The organism is Arthrobacter sp. UKPF54-2 (genome assembly GCF_007858535.1).
Lineage (GTDB): Bacteria > Actinomycetota > Actinomycetes > Actinomycetales > Micrococcaceae > Arthrobacter.
In genome coordinates this window covers 1,233,369-1,249,324 of record NZ_CP040174.1, presented here as the reverse complement: position 1 = coordinate 1,249,324, position 15,956 = coordinate 1,233,369, and the positions used below count along the sequence as shown (strand labels likewise).

The following is a 15,956-nucleotide window of genomic DNA, read 5'->3' as shown; positions in this document are numbered from 1 at the left end:
ATTTTTCGAATGGCTATTTGGGGTGCAGACGTTGCTCAGCTCAAGACTCTTGGGTCGAAGCTGCAGGCCGGTTCGCAGGAGATCGCCAACCAGAAGTCGCTGCTGACCAAGGTCCTGGCCGGAACCGACTGGAAGGGCCCGGACGCGGAGAAGTTCCGCAACGAGTGGAACGGCGAGCACACCGCGGCCCTGACCCGGGTTTCCCAGGCCCTGCAGCAAGCGGGCCAGCAGGCCACGCGCAACGCCGCCGACCAGGAGAGCGCTTCTTCCCGCTAGGCCCAGGAGCTCGCACGGACGGCCCGGACGCACCTCGCGTCCGGGCCGTTGCGTTTAAGGGACGGGCTCGACGTCGTTGGCGTGGTCCAGTTCCGCCGGCAGCGCGGCCGGGCGCCGCAGTTCGTCCAGCCGGACCAGCACTACCCCGCCGACGATCAGCGCACCGCCCAGGAGCTGGACCGGGCCGGGAAGTTCGCCCAGGAGCAGCCAGGCCCAGATCACGGCGAAGAGCACCTCGGTCAGCGAGACGAAGGACGCCACCTTGGACCCCAGCGCCCGCGCGGCCACAATGCCGGAGACGTAGGCGAGGACGGTGGCCAGGACCACCAGGCCGCCCAGCGCCACCCACCAGGGCGTGACCCAGGGGCCAAGCCGGGTGTCGGCCGTGCTGGCGGCCATCGGCAGCAGCCCGGTGGCCGCGGCCAGCCACATCACGAGAGCGCCCACCATCAGCCCGCCGGAGGCCAGCACGATCGGCGGGAGCGTGTCATTCTCCTTGGCCGTGATGAAGAAGTAGATGGCCAGGCAGACGGCGGCCGCAATCCCCCACAGCGCCCCGATGAGATCGATCTTCACCGCCCCGGTGAGGTCCAGCACCAGGACCAGCCCAGCGAGCGAGAGCAGCGTGCCGGCAATCGTGAGCGGCCGCGGCCGTTTCCGGCTGGCCGCCCAGAGCCACAGCACGATGATGACGGGGGCCAGGTATTCGAGCAGGAGCGCGACGCCGACCGAGAGCCGGGCGACGGCGTTGAAGTAGAACAGCTGGCACGCGGCGACGCCGATCACGCCGAACAGCAGCACGGTGAGCCAGTTGTCCCGGAGCTGGTGCCAGCGGCCCCGCAGGGCGAGGGCGGCCGGGATAGCCAGGACCAGCGCGGCCCCGCTGAGCCTCGCGGTCACCGCGGCGCCGGGTGTCCAGCCGGTCTCCAGCAGCGCTTTTGCGAAGGAGCCGGAGAGGCCGAACACGGCCGAGGAGAACAGGGCCACGCCCAGCCCCGAGGCCAGGAAGCCCGTGGTGCCCGGCCGTGCGCCGCCGGGACTTAGGCTGGCGGTGCGCGGGGTCGTCTGGTTCAGGTCCGGGGGCGCGGCGGGGCGGCGTGCGGCAGACACGGGCTGCCTCCTGTCAGGAGTAAAGTAGGGTTATGGTCATGACAGTACGCCCGGCCGACGTAAGGAGTCAAGATGGTTTTTGCCCCTGACACGGAAGTCGCGCTGCGCTCCGTGGTCGGCCTGATCAACACGGCCGCCAACGGTGACGAGCAGCTGGCCACCGTTGAGGACCTGGACCGCTTCCTCGCGTCCGAGGGCTTTACCGGCTCGAGGACCCGGGACGCGGCGGAACTGGCGAGTGTGCACCGGCTGCGCGGGGAGCTGTCCGCGCTCTGGCTGGCCGGCGAGGGCACCGCCGTCGAGACCGTCAACCGGCTGCTGCGTGAGGCCCGGGCGCTCCCGCAGCTGGTCAAACACGATCAGTGGGACTGGCACCTGCATGCGACCACGCCGGAGGCTCCGCTGGCCGACCGGATGAGCACGGAGGCCGCGATGGCCCTGGTGGATGTGATCCGCAGCAAGGAAATGGACCGGATGCTGGTCTGCGCGGCGGATGACTGCGACGCCGTGGTGCTGGACCTCAGCCGGAACCGGTCCAAGCGCTACTGCGACACCGGGAACTGCGCCAACCGCGCGCATGTGGCGGCCTACCGGGCGCGGAAGGCTGCGTCCTAGCGGAGTTCGCCGCCGGCGTCGTCGGCGTCGGGGGCCGGCTGCGTGCCGGGGCCGCCGTGCGAGGAGCCCGGCCGCTTCGAGCTCAGGTTCACCCCGGAGCCCTTCCCGAGGTGCTCGGCGTTGTCTTTGTAGCTCATCGAGAGCATGGCGGCGATCACGAGTGTGACGATGAAGGCGATGCCCGCGCCGGTGAAGGCCAGGTCGAAACGGGGGGCCCTGGCGCTGCCACCGGAGGCGAAGATCAGGACGGCGACAAAGGCCAGCACTGCCCAGAACGCGGAGAACATCAGCGGTCCCTTGACCGAGGTCCGCAGGCTGCGGCGTTCTCCTGATTTCTGCTCTGCCAAGGTGCTTTCCTCCTGCCGCCAGCGCCGGGCAGGCGTGGCAGTCGTGATACCGCGGTTGTTCTACGCAGGGTAGAACCTGTCCCCTCTAGTTTACGGCCTCCGCGGAATCGCCCCGCGCATCATGCCGCAGGGTCAGCCCCGCCAGGGTCCACAGCACGCCGCCAATGATCGCGCCGCCGCCGGCAACGCCCAGCAGCGCGTGCGGGCCGAGGTCGATGAAGAAGGGCAGCGCCACCGCGGTGCCGAGGCCGATCACGCCGGAGGCGATCCAGTCGCGCGCCAGCACGGAACGGCCGCGGGTGGCCAGGCCGAGGTAAAGTTCCGCGGCCCCGGCGAGACTCAGGCCGAGGGCGCCGACCGTGCCGAAGACAAGGCTTCCGGGGAGCAGCCCGACGGCGGCGCCGGTCCCGGTGAGCACGGCGCCGGCGGCGGCGAGGGTCTTGGCGGCGGCCGCTCCGTGCGGCAGGCCGGTCTTTTTGACGCTCCAGATCAGCACGACCCCGGTGGCCAGCAGGTAAAGGCCGCCCGTCCAGCCCATTCCGTCGACGGAGGGGGCCGCCCAGAACACCGTAACGGCGCCGAACGCCAGCGCGACGGCGGCCCGGACCAGCACGGGTTTCCACAGGTCTGCGGCGGCGGTCAGGGCTGTGGCGGTGCGGGGCGATACGGGGAGAGTCACCCGTCCAGTTTAGGGGGTGCCGGATCCCGGCCGCACCGGCCTGCCGCGGGCGGCTCGGTCTGCCGCGCCGAGGCCGCGTCAGTGTGCGCCGAGCCGCATCCACCGGTCGGTGCGGGCCCGCAGCCCCAGCGTGAGCGCACGGGCCAGCATGTAGCCGAGCGAGAAGGCCGCCCAGAGCCAGGCCAGCGCCGTCGCGCCGTCGGGGGCAAAAAGCCGGACCGCCAGCAGCAGCGGCAGGTAGACGGCCAGATTCACGACGCCGGCGATCGCCAGATACCGCGCATCGCCGGCGCCGATCAGCACCCCGTCCAGGACAAACACGTAGCCGGCGAGCGGCTGGCCCGCGGCCAGGACCCACAGGGCGAGCGTGAGGGTGGACCGGACGCCGTCGTCGGGGGTGAACAACACCCCTGCCCACGGCGCGGCGGCGGCGAGCAGGACCCCGGTCAGCGCCCCGAAACCGAGGCCCCAGCGGACCATGGTTCCGGTCAGCTCCCGGGCGGCGGCCGCGCGGGAGGCCCCGAGTTCCTTGCCGATGAGGGCCTGGGCCGCAATGGCGAGGGCGTCGAGGGCGAATGCGAGGAAGGTGAAGATGGTCATCGCCAGCTGGTGCGCAGCCAGGTTGGCCGGGCCCTGCGCGGTGGCCACCAGCACGGTGGCCAGGATGGCAACCCGCAGGCTCAGCGTCCGCAGCATCAGCCAGGAGCCCACCCTGGCCAGCGCCCGGATGCCGCGCCAGTCCGGGCGCAGGGACACCCCGTGGGTGCGCGCGTTGCGCTGGACCATCACCACATAGGCCAGCGCCATAGCCCACTGGGCGATGCTGGTGCCCAGCGCCGAACCGGCCACCGAGAGCTGCAGCCCGTAGACCAGGACAAGGTTCAGCACGATGTTGGCAGTGAAGCCGGCCGCGGCCACGGCCAGTGGGGTCCGGGTGTCCTGCAGGCCCCGCAGCACGCCGGTGCCGGCAAAGACCAGCAGCATCGCGGCCAGGCCGGGCATGGAGAAGCGCAGGTAGTCCACGGCGAAGGTGCGCACCTCGCCGCGGGCGCCCATCAGGTCCAGCAGCGGTTCGGCGGCCAGGAATCCGGCGGCGGCCAGGACAAGCCCCAGCAGCAGCGCGAGCCAGACGCCGTCGCGGCCGGCCGCCAGCGCCCGGGGCAGCTGCCCGTTGCCGACGGCCCGCGCCACCGCCGGCGTTGTGGAATAGGCCAAGAAAACCATCAGCCCCACCGCGGTGTGGAGCACTGCCGAGGCCAGTCCCACGCCGGCGAGCTGGGCGACCCCCAGGTGCCCCACAATGGCGGAGTCCGCCAGCAGGAACAGCGGCTCGGCGACGAGGGCCCCGAAGGCGGGGACGGCAAGGCGCAGGATTTCCCGCCGGCGGGCCGGGGGCGGAAGAGTGACGGGACTCGGGGCTGACGCGGGCACGAAACCACCCTAGCGGTCCCGCGCGGGCCGCGGACGTCGCCGGGCGTCGTTTTACTTGACATTTCAACTATGTCCCTGAAGAATATAACTTGAATCTTCAAGTAAAAGGGAGGCTGTGCCGCCGCCTTCCAGATCCCAGAACGGTATGCCATGAACCAGCCCACACTCACCACCCTCGCCCGCACGGTCCTGCGCATCGTCACCGGCTTCCTCTTCGCCGCCCACGGTTGGCAGAAATTCAACGAATTCACCATTGCCGGCACCCAGGCCGCCTTTGCCCAGATGGGTGTCCCGGCCGCGAACCTTGTCGCCCCGGTAGTCGCCGCCCTCGAGCTCGTCGGCGGCGTCGCCCTGATCCTCGGCGTGCTGACCCGCGTCTTCGGCGTCCTGCTCGCCGTGGACATGCTGGGCGCCCTGTTCCTGGTACATGCCCCGGCCGGAATATTCGCCGCCGCGGGCGGCTACGAACTGGTGCTGATCCTGGCCGCCGCGGCATTGGCCGTGGCCCTGGTCGGCGCCGGCAAAGTCTCCGTGGACAAGGCCCTCTTCGGCCGCAGCGGCTCCCGGCTCAGCGCCCTGGCCTAGCAGCGGCTCCCCCAGCACGTCCGACGGCGGGCGGTCACCCCACGGTGGCCGCCCGCCGTCGTCTCCGTCGTCCGTGTGGGGGCCCTGTGTGGCGGCCTTGTAGTGAGGCCTTGTATGGCAGCCGGCGCCGCGATTGTGTCAGCGGGCCGCGGGCGGCGGGGCGGCCGGTCAGTACACTCACTTCCATGAGTGAGACTTCCGCCAACGCCGTCACCCTGCGCTTCCTCGCCGCCCCCACGGACGTCGGCCACAGCGGCTCGGTGGACGCCGGGACGGTGCTGGAGTGGGTGGACAAGGCCGCGTATGCCGCCGCCGTCGGCTGGGCGAAGGCCTACTGCGTGACCGCGTATGTGGGCAACATCCACTTCGCGGATCCGGTCAACAGCGGCGACATGGTGGAAGTCACGGCCACCATCGTCTACACCGGCCGGTCCTCGATGCACATCCGGACGGTGGTCTCCTCCGGCGACCCCAAGGGCGGACCGGCCACCATGCGCAGCCAGTGCATGGTGATCTTCGTGGCGGTGGGCGAGGACGGCAAGCCGATCCCGGTTCCGCAGTTTGAACCGTCCACACCGGCGGAAATCGAGCAGCGCGACCACGCCCTGGCACGGATCAAGGTCCGTGAAGACATCGTCCAGGCCATGAGCGGGCAGGAATACACCGACGCCGGGACCGCCGAACGCGTCACGCTGCGGTTTATGGCCGCCCCCACAGATGTGAACTGGGGCGGCAAGGTCCACGGCGGCATCGTGATGAAGTGGATCGACGAAGCCGCCTACGTCTGCGCCTCGCGCTACTGCGGCAAGGACACGGTGGCGGTCTTCTCCGGCGGCGTGCGGTTTTACCGCCCGCTGCTGATCGGCCACCTCGTGGAGGTGGAGGCCCGGCTGGTCTACACCGGAACGAAGGGCATGCACATTGCCGTCCATGTCCGTTCCGGGGACCCCAAGGGCCACGAACTGAACCTCACCACGTACTGCCTGACCGTGATGGTGGCCCGGGACGCGAGCGGCACCTCCGTGCCGATCCCGCAGTGGGTTCCGGTGTCCGGGGAGGACAAGCGGCTGCACGCCCACGCCCGTGAACTGCTCGAAATCCGGGGCCGGGCGCCCGGAAACCGGCTGCCCAACCACCTGCTCTAGAAGCCTCCCCCGCCGGCGTCGCCTGCCATGTTCGCGAACCGGGAGTAGTGGCCCTGGAAGGCCACCACAATGTCCTTGGTGGGGCCGTTACGGTGTTTGGCGATCAGGATGTCCGCTTCGCCGGCGCGCGGGGACTCCTTGTCGTAGACGTCCTCGCGGTGCAGCAGGATGACCATGTCGGCGTCCTGCTCGATCGAGCCGGACTCGCGGAGGTCCGAGACCATGGGGCGCTTGTCCTGGCGCTGCTCCGAGCCACGGTTCAGCTGCGACAGCGCGATCACCGGCACCTGGAGTTCCTTGGCGAGCAGCTTCAGGGCTCGAGAGAACTCCGAGACTTCCTGCTGGCGGGATTCGACTTTCTTGCCCGAGCTCATCAGCTGCAGGTAGTCGAGGATGACGAGTTTGAGGTCGTGCTGCTGCTTCAGCCGGCGGCACTTGGCGCGGATTTCCATCAGGGACATGTTGGGGCTGTCATCGATGAACAGAGGGGCGTCGTTCATCCGGCCCATGGTGGTCGCGATCTTGGACCACTGTTCGTCCTTGATAGTGCCCTTGCGCAGGTCCTGCAGGCCGATGGTGGCCTCCGCGGAGAGCAGGCGCATGGCGATCTCGTTCCGGCCCATTTCCAGGGAGAACATCACGGTGGCCAGGTTGTTCTTGATGGCCGCGGAGCGGGCGAAGTCCAGGGCGAAGGTGGACTTGCCGACGGCGGGGCGCGCGGCGATCACGATCATCTGGCCCGGGTGCAGGCCGTGGGTCAGTTCGTCGAGTTCATAGAAGCCGGTGGGGACGCCCACCATGCCCTCGCCCCGGTGCCCGGACGCCTCGATCTCATCGACCGTGGATTCCATCACGTCCTTGAGCACCACGTAGTCCTCGGCGGTGCGGCGCTCGGCCACGGCGTAGACCTCGGCCTGGGCCTGGTTGACCAGATCCTCCACCTCGCCGTCCTGGCCGTACCCCAGCTGGACGATTTTGGTGCCGGCGTTGACCAGGCGGCGGAGGACGGCGCGTTCGGCCACAATCTCGGCGTAGTAGCCGGCGTTGGCCGCGGTGGGGACGGTCTGGATCAGCTCGTGGAGGTAGGCGGGCCCGCCGATGCGGTTGATTTCGCCGCGCTTGGTCAGCTCGTCGGAGACGGTGACGGCATCGGCGGGCTCGCCGCGGCCGTAGAGGTCGATGATGGCCTCGTAGATGGTCTCGTGCGCCGGGCGGTAGAAGTCCTGGCCGCGCAGGATCTCCACAACGTCCGCGATGGCATCCTTGGACAACATCATGCCGCCCAGCACGGACTGCTCGGCGGGGATGTCCTGCGGCGGCTTGCGGCTGCCTTCGGCCCCCCGGGTGCCCTCGACCGTGTCCAGATGCGTAACTGACAAAACTGCCGTCCTTCATTGTGTTCCGGCGGGGTGGCGTTCCCCGCCGGCGGATAAGCCATGTGGTGTGTTGCCGGCAGCGGCGCCTGGGTTATGGCCCAAGGTGCCACGCGTCCGCAGGTACCCGCCGGTTAATTCGTATCAGCCCGCACCGACAGTTTGTGCTGCCCCAGCTCCGGCGCCGATCCGACTCCGCCGGACGCTTCAGCCGATAGACCGGGGTAGCGCTGCGGGCCGGTCTGCCGCGCCTCCGCGGCTGGACACCCGCAACGTTAGCCCCCGATCGGGCCGGCTCCAACCCGGCTTGACGGCAACCCTGTGGATAAGTTGTGGACTAGTGGCCCCTGCTTGTGCACAGCCTGTGGGAAGCCCTGTGGATAGAAGAATTCTTTTCCACCGAATTAGCTGCTGACCTGCGGAAACACTCGTTATCCCTTGTGGACGAAAAAGAAGTTCTGCCCCGCTTCATCCACAGCCGGCACCGGGCGGCTGGGGATACCGCCCGCGCGACCGGGCCACAAAAGGCCCCGAATATGCGAACTTTGTGATGTTTGTCACCGCACGGGCGCGGAAGTGACCTCCCTGACGGGGGCTCGTATGCGAAACACGGAATGTGCTGTGGATAACTGCTAACTGGCATAAGCTGTGGCCATGGGCGACGTCTTGATAGTCATACTGCCTGCCCTCATCCTCGCGGGCATCCTGTGGGCAGTTGCCGCGGCGCTGAGGCCCCGCAACCTGGGCATGTCCGACGCCGAGCGTTATCAGCTGGAACTGGCCATGCGGTCCCGGGCCCACTATGAGGCCCAGGTGAAGGCCGCCCTGGCCGCGCGCGCACGGGTGGACGCTTCAACCCGCCCCAGCCAGAACGAACAGCAGCACTCGCAGCAGCAGGAGCACGCCCGCGCGGCCCTCGATGCACGCGCAGGCTCCTTCAACGACGCGGGCCGGACCGGGCACCCGGGTGCCGTGCTGCCCGGCGGCCAACTCAGCCCCCAGTTCACCCTGCAGTTGCAGTCCCTGGCCCGCTCCGGGCACAAGCTGCAGGCGATCAGGCTGCTGCGCCAGGCCACCCACTCAGACCTCTTGACCGCCAAGAATTACATAGATCGGCTGTAGTCCATGGAAGCCTTGCTCGTCCCCCTCCTGATCCTCGTGCTCGCGGGCGTCGCCGTCGTACTGGCCGCACGCGCCCTCGGGCGCCGCCGCCCGGCCGCCCGGCCGGACGAGTCCCCGAAGCCCATCCGCAATTCGGCGGAGCTCGCCCGCACGGCCGCGGCGAAGCTGGACCAGGAGCAGCACCGCCGGTTGTACGCCCTCATTGCCCAGGGCCAGGCCATGGCGGCCATCAAGCTCTACCTGGAAGCCACCGGCGAGGGCCTGCGCGCCTCCCGCGATGCGGTGGGTGCCCTGGCCGCCCACCCGCAGCCGTACCGGCCCCGCGAGGCGCCCCAGCAGCCCGCGCACGACGACGACGAGGACGCGCCGCAGCGCTTCCCCTACCGGTACCGGGCCATCGCCAGCAAGGGCGAGGTCACCCGCGAGGTCAGCAGCAACATGCTCAACGACGAGATCTACGGCCGCATCCGCACACTGGCCAGGAGCGGGGACACCGAGGGTGCGGCGGCCGCGCTGACCCGGCATTCGGACATCTCCCTTAAGCAGGCACGCGAGTTCATCGCCCTGCTCGAGGAATGACCGTTACGGCGACAGGCCGCGGCTAGAAGTCGAACAGGTCCCCGAGCCAGCCTTCCTTTTTCTTGGGCCGGCGGCGGTCGTCGTAGCGCGGCTGGTCATACCGTGGCCGGTCGCGGCGCTCGTCGTAGCGCCGGTCGTCCGGGCGGCGGTCATCCCGGCGCGGGTCCAGGTTGTAGAGCGGCGGCGGAATGTGCCCCGGGGGGGTCGGCGCCGGGGCGGGAGCGGCCGGGGCGGACGGGGCAAGTCCCTCTGCCGCACGGTCGATGATCTTGTCGAGCTCGCCGCGGTCCAGCCACACGCCGCGGCACTGCGGGCAGTAGTCGATCTCCACGCCGCTTCGTTCGCTCATCACTAGGTCTACGGAATCCACAGGACATTTCATGTCCCGCACAACGAACCGGCCGCCGAATAAGTTCAGGCCGGCCCGGTCAGGCGGGCCGGCCCGGAGGGGGTCCGGCTAGTTGCCCCCGGAGATCCCCGCGAGGAGCTGCTCGAACGGCAAGGACTCCAGCGCAGCCTGGCGCGGCCGCGGCTGGGCGCCGTCGAGCAGGCCGGCGAACTCCCCTGCGGCGCGGTCGATCCGCACCGAAAGCGGCGATCCGCCGTCGCCGGTGGTTCCCCAGTCCTGCGGGCCGGCGAAAACGCCGGTGGCCGCGGTCCGGGTCCGGAGGTAGCTGAACAGCGGGCGCATCGCGTAGTCCAGGACCATCTGGTGCCGGTCGGTGCCGCCGGTAGCGCCCAGCAGCACCGCCTTGCCCTCAAGGGACTTCGGGTCCAGCACGTCGATGAACGACTTGAAGAGACCGCTGTAGGAAGCGCTGAACACGGGGCTGACGGCAATGATGCCGTCGGACGCCTCGACGCCGGCAATCACCTCGGCGAGGCGCGGCGCGGCGTAGCCGGTCACGAAGTTATTGGCAATTTCGACCGCCAGGTCCCGCAGTTCGACGACGTCGACCGTTACGGCGTAGCCCGCGCCGGCCAGCCGGCGTTCGGCTGCGGCCGCCAGCTGGTCCGCCAGCAGGCGGGACGACGAGGGGACGCCGAGTCCGGCGGAGAGAACGGTGATACGGCGGGTTTCCACGGTGTGCTCCTAGTTTGGATCCAGATCAGCAAGGCCACTACATGCGTTTGCATCTATCCGTACAAGCGGCGGGACAACCCGTTTATTCCCGCCGCCGGCCCGGTCAGAGCAGGACGAACCCCTCGATGCAACTGACCGAGCTGCCCCCGACCCAGATGTCGTCCCCCAGCGCCTCGACGTGGACCCGGCCGGCCCGGCCCAGCACCGTTCCCTGCGCCGCGAGGTACGACCCGGGGGCGCGTCCGCTGCCGATCAGCCACTGCGCCGCCCCGGCGTTGAAGCTGCCGGTGACGGGATCCTCCGCGGCCGCGTCCCCGGGGATGAAGGTGCGCACCTCAAAATCGACGGCGGACCCTGCCGGGTGCGGGCCGATCACCCCCACCTTGAGCCCCTCCATCGCCGCGTAGTCCGGCCTGATGGCCAGCACCTGCCCGGCGGACTCCAGCAGCACGCCGATCCATTGCGGGCCGTTGACGAGCCAGGTGGCGTCCAGCAGCGCTTCCCGGGGCAGCCCGAGGCCGGCGGCGATACGGACCAGATCCTCCTCCGCCACGGCACCCGTCCGGGTCAGCGGCGGGGCCGCGAAGGCCAGCCGGGCGCCGTCGCGCTTTACCCTGACCAGCCCGGCCACGCATTCCTGGACCAGGATGCCGTCACACCGGGGGACGCCGCCGGCTTCGAGCCAGGCGTGCGCCGAGCCAAGGGTGGGGTGGCCGGCAAAGGGAAATTCCTCACTGCCGGTGAAGATCCGCACCCGGTAGTCGGCCTCCGGCTGCGTGGGCGGCAGCAGAAAGGTCGTCTCGGAGAGGTTGGTCCAGTTGGCGAACTGCTGCATGGTCCCGCCGTCGAGGCCCCCGGCGTCGACGACGACCGCCAGCGGGTTCCCCCGGTAGGGCACATCGGTGAACACGTCCACCTGGGCGAAGGGGCGGAGGCGGGGCGCTGCGGGCGTGGCGTTCACCGCAGCAGGCTATCACCGGCGGCGGCTGGGGCGGCGGCTGCGGCTGACAGCACGGACCCTGTCTGCGAGACTGCCCCCATGGCAGAAAACAAAACGCAGGCAACGGGCGCGTCCGTGGAGGAGTTCCTCGCCGCCGTCGAACACCCGGTGCGGCGCAAAGACGGATTACGCCTGCTGGCCCTGATGTCCGACATCACGGGACAGCCGGCGCGAATGTGGGGTCCAACAATTGTGGGATTCGGCCGCTACCACTACAAGTACGCCAGCGGCAGGGAGGGCGACGCCGCTGCCGTCGGGTTCTCCCCCAGGAAATCCAGCCTCTCGCTCTACGGCCTCACGTACGGGCCGGAGGCCGCCGAACTGCTCAACAGCCTCGGCAAGCACAAGACCGGCGCCGGCTGCCTGTACGTTAACAAGCTCGACGACGTCGATGAGGCCGTGCTCGCCGAACTGATCCGGCGCGGCTACCGGCACGTCACCACCGAGCTGCACCACGGCTGAGTCCTCGTTGGAGTTAAAGCGGACGGCCCCCGCGTCCGGTCCCTTAGCGGGGTCCGGAGGCGGGGGCCTTCCAGCAGTTCAGGGCTGCAGCCGGTGAGGGCTACTTGCCTGCGACTACGTCGAGCTCGATCACAGCGGAAACGTCGTCGTGCAGACGGACGTTGGCCTGGTAGGAACCGGTCGACTTGATGTGAGCCGGCAGTTCAACCTTGCGCTTGTCGATGCGGCCGAGGCCGGCGGCCTCAACAGCGTCGGCCACGTCGCCCTGCTTGACGGTGCCGAACAGGCGTCCGGTCTCGCCAGCCTTGACAACGAGCTTGACCGGCTTGGCCTGCAGTGCAGCGGCCTGCTTCTGAGCGTCTTCCAGGGAAGCGTGCTCGCGGGCGGCACGGGCAGCCTTGATGGACTCAACCTGCTTCTCGCCACCCTTGGACCAGGTCAGGGCGAAGTTGCGGGGCAGCAGGTAGTTACGTGCGTAACCGTCCTTGACCTCGACAACGTCGCCAGCAGCACCGAGACCGGTTACTTCGTGGGTCAGAATGAGCTTTGCCATGTTAGTTAATCCCTTCCTTAGCCGCGGCCAGCGCCGGAGTAAGGCAGCAGAGCAACTTCGCGGGCGTTCTTGATTGCCTGGGCGATCTTGCGCTGTTCCTGCACCGTGACGCCAGTGACGCGACGGGCGCGGATCTTTCCGCGGTCGGAGATGAACTTGCGCAGCAATGCTACGTCCTTGTAGTCGATGACAGTGATGTCAGCGGCCTTCAAGGGGTTGGACTTTGGTTTGGGCTTACGGAGTTCAGCCTTAGCCATCGTGGAGCTCCTATTCTAGGGAGCCCGTGGATATTGATCCACGGGATGGTGGTGGTCCGCGGCGGTCGTCGCGCGGCTGCCGGGCGGCAGCCTCGCAGGTCCCGACGTCGGACCTTAGATGTTGTTTAGAAGGGAGGTTCGGAATCAGGGCCGTTGCCCCAGCCGCCGCCTGCATTGCTGACCCCGGGCGTGGCCCAGGGATCGTCCTGCTGCGCGGGCTGGTTGCCGCCCCAGCTTCCGCCGGAGTTGCCGCCCTGGTTTCCACCAGAGTTGCCACCGAAACCGCCGCTGTTGCCGCCGCCGAAGCCGCCCTGGCCACCCTGACCGCCGGAGCGCTGGGTGCGGTTGACCTTGGCGTTGGCGTAGCGCAGGCTGGGGCCGATCTCGTCGACCTCAAGCTCGATAACGGTGCGCTTCTCGCCTTCCTTGGTTTCGTAGGAACGGCTCTTCAGGCGGCCGGAAACGATCACGCGCATGCCCTTGGTGAGGGACTCGGCGACGTTTTCGGCTGCCTCGCGCCACACCGACGCGCGGAGGAACAGGGTTTCCCCGTCCTTCCACTCGTTGGACTGGCGGTCGAAGGTGCGCGGAGTAGACGCGATGGTGAAGTTCGCTACTGCCGAACCTGACGGTGTGAACCTCAGTTCGGGGTCATTGGTGAGATTACCGATGACCGTAATAGTGGTTTCGCCTGCCATCTACTGCCTCCTTGTTCGTTCCTGCGGGGTTAAAGATTGAGGGGTGGAGCTGATTACTCAGCAACAACCTTCTGCTCTTCGGGGCGGGTGATCTTGGTGCGCATGATGGTCTCATTGAGACTCAGCTGGCGGTCAAGTTCCTTGGCGGTAGCCGGCTCAGCGGTGAAGTTCACCACGGCGTAGATACCTTCGGACTTCTTCTGGATTTCGTAAGCCAGTCGACGACGGCCCCAGATGTCAACCTTTTCGATGGTTCCACCATCGTTGGTGATGACGTTCAGGAACTTCTGAAGCGACGGCTCAACGGTACGCTCTTCGACCTCGGGGTCGATGATTACCATCAATTCGTAAGGACGCATATGTGAACCCACCTCCTTTGGGCTAAGCGGTTACGGCATTTCCGTAACAGGAGGTTCATTTGCGGTTACCGGTGCGGCACATCGCCCCCGGAACGGAGGCAGGGCGCAGCACAGACTTCAATAGCTTAGTGCATCCGGGCGGGTTTCGGCGATTTCTTGTCCCGCCACCGTAGACCCCGCGGCGCCCGCGCCGGAAGCGCCCCGCCCGGCATGTGGATAACCTCACGGGTGCGTATGCAATGATCGGGGCATGAGCACTGGTTCGCCCTCCCGTTCCACGGCGTCCCCTGTCCACCGCAGCCGGCTGCGCTTCGCCGTGATGGTGCTGGCCGGCCTGCTCGCCGCCGTCGCCTCCGGGATCAGCGGCTACTGGGTGGAGGCGCCCGCAATCGGCTGGAGCAGCGCGGCACTGATCTATGTGCTGTGGGTCTGGATCGTGATCGGCCCGCTGGACGCCGCGGGCACCGAGGCTCATGCCACCGCTGAGGATCCGTCCCGCAGCACCACCGACCTCTTGATCCTGGCGGCCAACGTCGCCAGCCTGGCGGCCGTGGCCGCTGTCGTCGTGGATGCGCACAGCAACAACGGCGGTTCCCGCCTGGCCGGCGGTTTGCTGGCGCTGGCGTCGGTCGCGCTGTCCTGGATGCTGGTCCAGACGCTCTTCACCGTGCGCTACGCCGGGCTGTACTACAGCACCGAACCGCGAGCCGGCGCGGAGGTGGGCGGCATCGACTTCAACCAGGACGGTCCGCCCCAGTACACCGATTTCGCCTACCTCGCCACGAGCCTGGGCATGACCTACCAGGTCTCGGACACCGCCCTGAGGAACCACGCGATCCGGGCCGAGGCCCTCAAGCACAGCCTGCTGTCCTATGTGTTTGGCACGGTCATCCTGGCGGCCACGGTCAACCTCGTGATCGGCCTCGCCGGCTCCTAGCTGTTCCGGCCGGGCTGGGGGGCGGTACGGAAGAACAGTTCGGTCACCGCAGCGAGCCGGTGCGGGTCCTCGACGCCGCACAGCTCGCGGGCCGAGTGCATCGACAGCAGGGGCACGCCGGCGTCGACCGTCCGGATCCCGAGCCGGGTGGCGGTCAGCGGGCCGATCGTCGAGCCGCAGGGCATCACGTTGTTGGAGACGAACTCCTGGTACGGGATCCCGGCGCCGGCGCAGAGCCCGGCCCAGAAAGCCGCGCCGGCCGCGTCCGTGGCGTAGCGCTGGTTCGCGTTGATCTTCAGCAGCGGCCCGCCGTTGAGGACGGGCCGGTTGGCCGGATCGTGGCGCTCCGGGTAGTTGGGGTGCACGGCGTGCCCGGCGTCGGCGGAGACGCAGAACGACGCCGCGAACGCCTGCCGGCGCTGGCTCGCCGTGGCGCCGAGGCCGTCGGAGATGCGGATCAGGATGTCCTCGAGGACCGGCCCGCAGGCCCCGGAGCGGGAGGCGGAGCCGATTTCCTCGTGGTCGAACGCGGCGAGCACGGCGATCGGGCCGTCCGGCGGCACCGGGGCGGAGGCGTGCGCGATGAGCGCGGTGAGCCCGGCGTGCGTGGCGGAAAGGTTGTCCAGCCGGCCCGACGCGAAGAACTCCCCGTGCGCCCCGAACACGGCCGGGGCCTGGGTGTCGGCAATGACGATGTCGTAGCCGCCGATCTGCGCCGCGTCGACGTCGGCGCCGGCAACCCGGTCCGCGAGCAGGCCCAGGAGGTCCGCGCCGGCGGGGTCGCCGAGGCCGAAGACCGGGTTCATGTGCTGCTGCTTGTCCAGGGCCAGACCATCGTTCACGGCGCGGTCCAGGTGGATGGCCAGCTGGGGGAAGCGCAGCAGCGGCCCGGTGGCGGTGAGGTGCTCGGTGCCGTCCAGCATGACCAGCCGCCCGGCGAGCTGCAGTTCGCGGTCCAGCCAGGAGTTCAGCAGCGGCCCGCCGTAGACCTCGACGCCGGCCTGCAGCCAGCCGAACTTGCCGGTGGTGGCCTTGGGCTTGAGTTTGAAGGAGGGCGAGTCGGTGTGCGCACCGAGGATGTTGAAGCCGGTGGCGGGTCCGGCACCCTGCGGCGTCACCCACGCGATGAGGGCGCCGTCGCGGATCACGTAGAACTTGCCGGCGCCGGCACCGTCGCCGTTGCCGTCCCACGGCTGCAGCTCGTCGAGGCCAGTGAACCCCGCCTCATCCAGCCGCCGGGCGGCTTCGTGGACGGCGTGGAAGCTCGACGGCGACGCGCTGACGTACGCGCCGAGGTCCTGGATGTGGTCTGCGGCAGTGCTGGAGGAAGGCATGGCTCCGAGT

General features: G+C 68.9%; 21 protein-coding genes. 8 read left to right on the top strand and 13 right to left on the bottom strand.

Features of this window, described 5'->3' with window-relative positions; all coding sequences use genetic code 11:
* Positions 1 to 9: 9 nt before the first annotated feature.
* Positions 10 to 276, top strand: a complete 267-nt coding sequence (locus E7Y32_RS05630) for a hypothetical protein (RefSeq protein ID WP_146336263.1) — start codon at positions 10 to 12, stop codon at positions 274 to 276.
* Between the two features lie 54 nt (positions 277 to 330).
* On the opposite strand, the gene E7Y32_RS05625 is transcribed toward E7Y32_RS05630, so the two are convergent.
* Positions 331 to 1,281 (bottom strand): DMT family transporter, encoded by a 951-nt coding sequence (locus E7Y32_RS05625; protein WP_146338264.1) that lies wholly within the window; start codon positions 1,279 to 1,281, stop codon positions 331 to 333.
* A 177-nt stretch (positions 1,282 to 1,458) separates the two neighbouring features.
* Here E7Y32_RS05625 and E7Y32_RS05620 point away from each other — a divergent pair, with 177 nt between their 5' ends.
* Positions 1,459 to 2,001 (top strand): ABATE domain-containing protein, encoded by a 543-nt coding sequence (locus E7Y32_RS05620; RefSeq protein WP_146336262.1) that lies wholly within the window; start codon positions 1,459 to 1,461, stop codon positions 1,999 to 2,001.
* Here the strand turns inward: E7Y32_RS05620 and E7Y32_RS05615 are convergent.
* The 3 genes from E7Y32_RS05615 to E7Y32_RS05605 all read right to left on the bottom strand — a co-directional run bounded on the left by E7Y32_RS05615 (position 1,998) and on the right by E7Y32_RS05605 (position 4,458).
* The gene (locus E7Y32_RS05615; protein WP_146336261.1) at positions 1,998 to 2,348 is read right to left on the bottom strand and encodes a hypothetical protein; all 351 of its coding nucleotides are present in this window, start codon (positions 2,346 to 2,348) and stop codon (positions 1,998 to 2,000) included. The genes E7Y32_RS05620 and E7Y32_RS05615 overlap by 4 nt on opposite strands.
* A gap of 85 nt (positions 2,349 to 2,433) precedes the next feature.
* Complete coding sequence (locus E7Y32_RS05610; RefSeq protein ID WP_146336260.1) at positions 2,434 to 3,027, bottom strand: hypothetical protein; 594 nt, start codon at positions 3,025 to 3,027, stop codon at positions 2,434 to 2,436.
* Positions 3,028 to 3,105: 78 nt separating this feature from the next.
* On the bottom strand, positions 3,106 to 4,458 hold the full coding sequence (locus tag E7Y32_RS05605) for an MATE family efflux transporter (RefSeq protein WP_146336259.1): 1,353 nt from the start codon (positions 4,456 to 4,458) through the stop codon (positions 3,106 to 3,108).
* A gap of 150 nt (positions 4,459 to 4,608) precedes the next feature.
* Between E7Y32_RS05605 and E7Y32_RS05600 the strand changes: the two genes are divergently transcribed.
* Together E7Y32_RS05600 and E7Y32_RS05595 are read left to right on the top strand one after the other, a co-directional pair.
* Entirely contained in the window at positions 4,609 to 5,043 is a 435-nt protein-coding gene (locus E7Y32_RS05600; protein ID WP_146336258.1) for a DoxX family protein, read from the top strand.
* A gap of 185 nt (positions 5,044 to 5,228) precedes the next feature.
* Positions 5,229 to 6,188, top strand: coding sequence for an acyl-CoA thioesterase (locus E7Y32_RS05595; protein ID WP_146336257.1), 960 nt, complete (start codon positions 5,229 to 5,231; stop codon positions 6,186 to 6,188).
* Here the strand turns inward: E7Y32_RS05595 and dnaB are convergent.
* Positions 6,185 to 7,567, bottom strand: a complete 1,383-nt coding sequence (dnaB, locus tag E7Y32_RS05590; protein WP_146336256.1) for a replicative DNA helicase — start codon at positions 7,565 to 7,567, stop codon at positions 6,185 to 6,187. The two genes, E7Y32_RS05595 and dnaB, sit on opposite strands and share 4 nt — an antisense overlap.
* 648 nt (positions 7,568 to 8,215) lie before the next feature.
* Here dnaB and E7Y32_RS05585 point away from each other — a divergent pair.
* The gene (locus tag E7Y32_RS05585; protein ID WP_186467052.1) at positions 8,216 to 8,683 is read left to right on the top strand and encodes a hypothetical protein; all 468 of its coding nucleotides are present in this window, start codon (positions 8,216 to 8,218) and stop codon (positions 8,681 to 8,683) included.
* Between the two features lie 3 nt (positions 8,684 to 8,686).
* Positions 8,687 to 9,262 carry a hypothetical protein gene (locus E7Y32_RS05580; protein WP_146336254.1) on the top strand — a complete coding sequence of 192 codons (576 nt, stop codon included), beginning with the start codon at positions 8,687 to 8,689 and terminating at the stop codon, positions 9,260 to 9,262.
* A gap of 22 nt (positions 9,263 to 9,284) precedes the next feature.
* Here E7Y32_RS05580 and E7Y32_RS05575 read toward each other — a convergent pair whose 3' ends face one another.
* The 3 genes from E7Y32_RS05575 to E7Y32_RS05565 all read right to left on the bottom strand — a co-directional run bounded on the left by E7Y32_RS05575 (position 9,285) and on the right by E7Y32_RS05565 (position 11,307).
* Positions 9,285 to 9,644: a zf-TFIIB domain-containing protein gene (locus E7Y32_RS05575; protein WP_146336253.1), complete on the bottom strand. Its 360-nt coding sequence runs from the start codon at positions 9,642 to 9,644 to the stop codon at positions 9,285 to 9,287.
* Between the two features lie 75 nt (positions 9,645 to 9,719).
* Positions 9,720 to 10,346, bottom strand: a complete 627-nt coding sequence (locus tag E7Y32_RS05570; RefSeq protein WP_146336252.1) for an FMN reductase — start codon at positions 10,344 to 10,346, stop codon at positions 9,720 to 9,722.
* A gap of 103 nt (positions 10,347 to 10,449) precedes the next feature.
* The gene (locus tag E7Y32_RS05565) at positions 10,450 to 11,307 is read right to left on the bottom strand and encodes a PhzF family phenazine biosynthesis protein (RefSeq protein WP_186467051.1); all 858 of its coding nucleotides are present in this window, start codon (positions 11,305 to 11,307) and stop codon (positions 10,450 to 10,452) included.
* Between the two features lie 78 nt (positions 11,308 to 11,385).
* Here E7Y32_RS05565 and E7Y32_RS05560 point away from each other — a divergent pair, with 78 nt between their 5' ends.
* Positions 11,386 to 11,808 carry a DUF1801 domain-containing protein gene (locus tag E7Y32_RS05560; protein WP_146336251.1) on the top strand — a complete coding sequence of 141 codons (423 nt, stop codon included), beginning with the start codon at positions 11,386 to 11,388 and terminating at the stop codon, positions 11,806 to 11,808.
* Positions 11,809 to 11,908: 100 nt separating this feature from the next.
* Here E7Y32_RS05560 and rplI read toward each other — a convergent pair whose 3' ends face one another.
* From rplI to rpsF, 4 genes are all read right to left on the bottom strand, one after another.
* Positions 11,909 to 12,361, bottom strand: coding sequence for a 50S ribosomal protein L9 (rplI, locus tag E7Y32_RS05555; protein WP_056736830.1), 453 nt, complete (start codon positions 12,359 to 12,361; stop codon positions 11,909 to 11,911).
* A gap of 17 nt (positions 12,362 to 12,378) precedes the next feature.
* Positions 12,379 to 12,618 carry a 30S ribosomal protein S18 gene (rpsR, locus tag E7Y32_RS05550; protein WP_003800144.1) on the bottom strand — a complete coding sequence of 80 codons (240 nt, stop codon included), beginning with the start codon at positions 12,616 to 12,618 and terminating at the stop codon, positions 12,379 to 12,381.
* Positions 12,619 to 12,743: 125 nt separating this feature from the next.
* Complete coding sequence (locus E7Y32_RS05545; protein ID WP_146336250.1) at positions 12,744 to 13,316, bottom strand: single-stranded DNA-binding protein; 573 nt, start codon at positions 13,314 to 13,316, stop codon at positions 12,744 to 12,746.
* Positions 13,317 to 13,369: 53 nt separating this feature from the next.
* The gene (gene rpsF, locus E7Y32_RS05540) at positions 13,370 to 13,675 is read right to left on the bottom strand and encodes a 30S ribosomal protein S6 (RefSeq protein ID WP_056736825.1); all 306 of its coding nucleotides are present in this window, start codon (positions 13,673 to 13,675) and stop codon (positions 13,370 to 13,372) included.
* A 250-nt stretch (positions 13,676 to 13,925) separates the two neighbouring features.
* Between rpsF and E7Y32_RS05535 the strand changes: the two genes are divergently transcribed.
* Entirely contained in the window at positions 13,926 to 14,612 is a 687-nt protein-coding gene (locus E7Y32_RS05535) for a DUF1345 domain-containing protein (protein WP_261382547.1), read from the top strand.
* On the opposite strand, the gene E7Y32_RS05530 is transcribed toward E7Y32_RS05535, so the two are convergent.
* The gene (locus E7Y32_RS05530) at positions 14,609 to 15,946 is read right to left on the bottom strand and encodes a M18 family aminopeptidase (protein ID WP_146336249.1); all 1,338 of its coding nucleotides are present in this window, start codon (positions 15,944 to 15,946) and stop codon (positions 14,609 to 14,611) included. The genes E7Y32_RS05535 and E7Y32_RS05530 overlap by 4 nt on opposite strands.
* Positions 15,947 to 15,956: the final 10 nt, after the last annotated feature.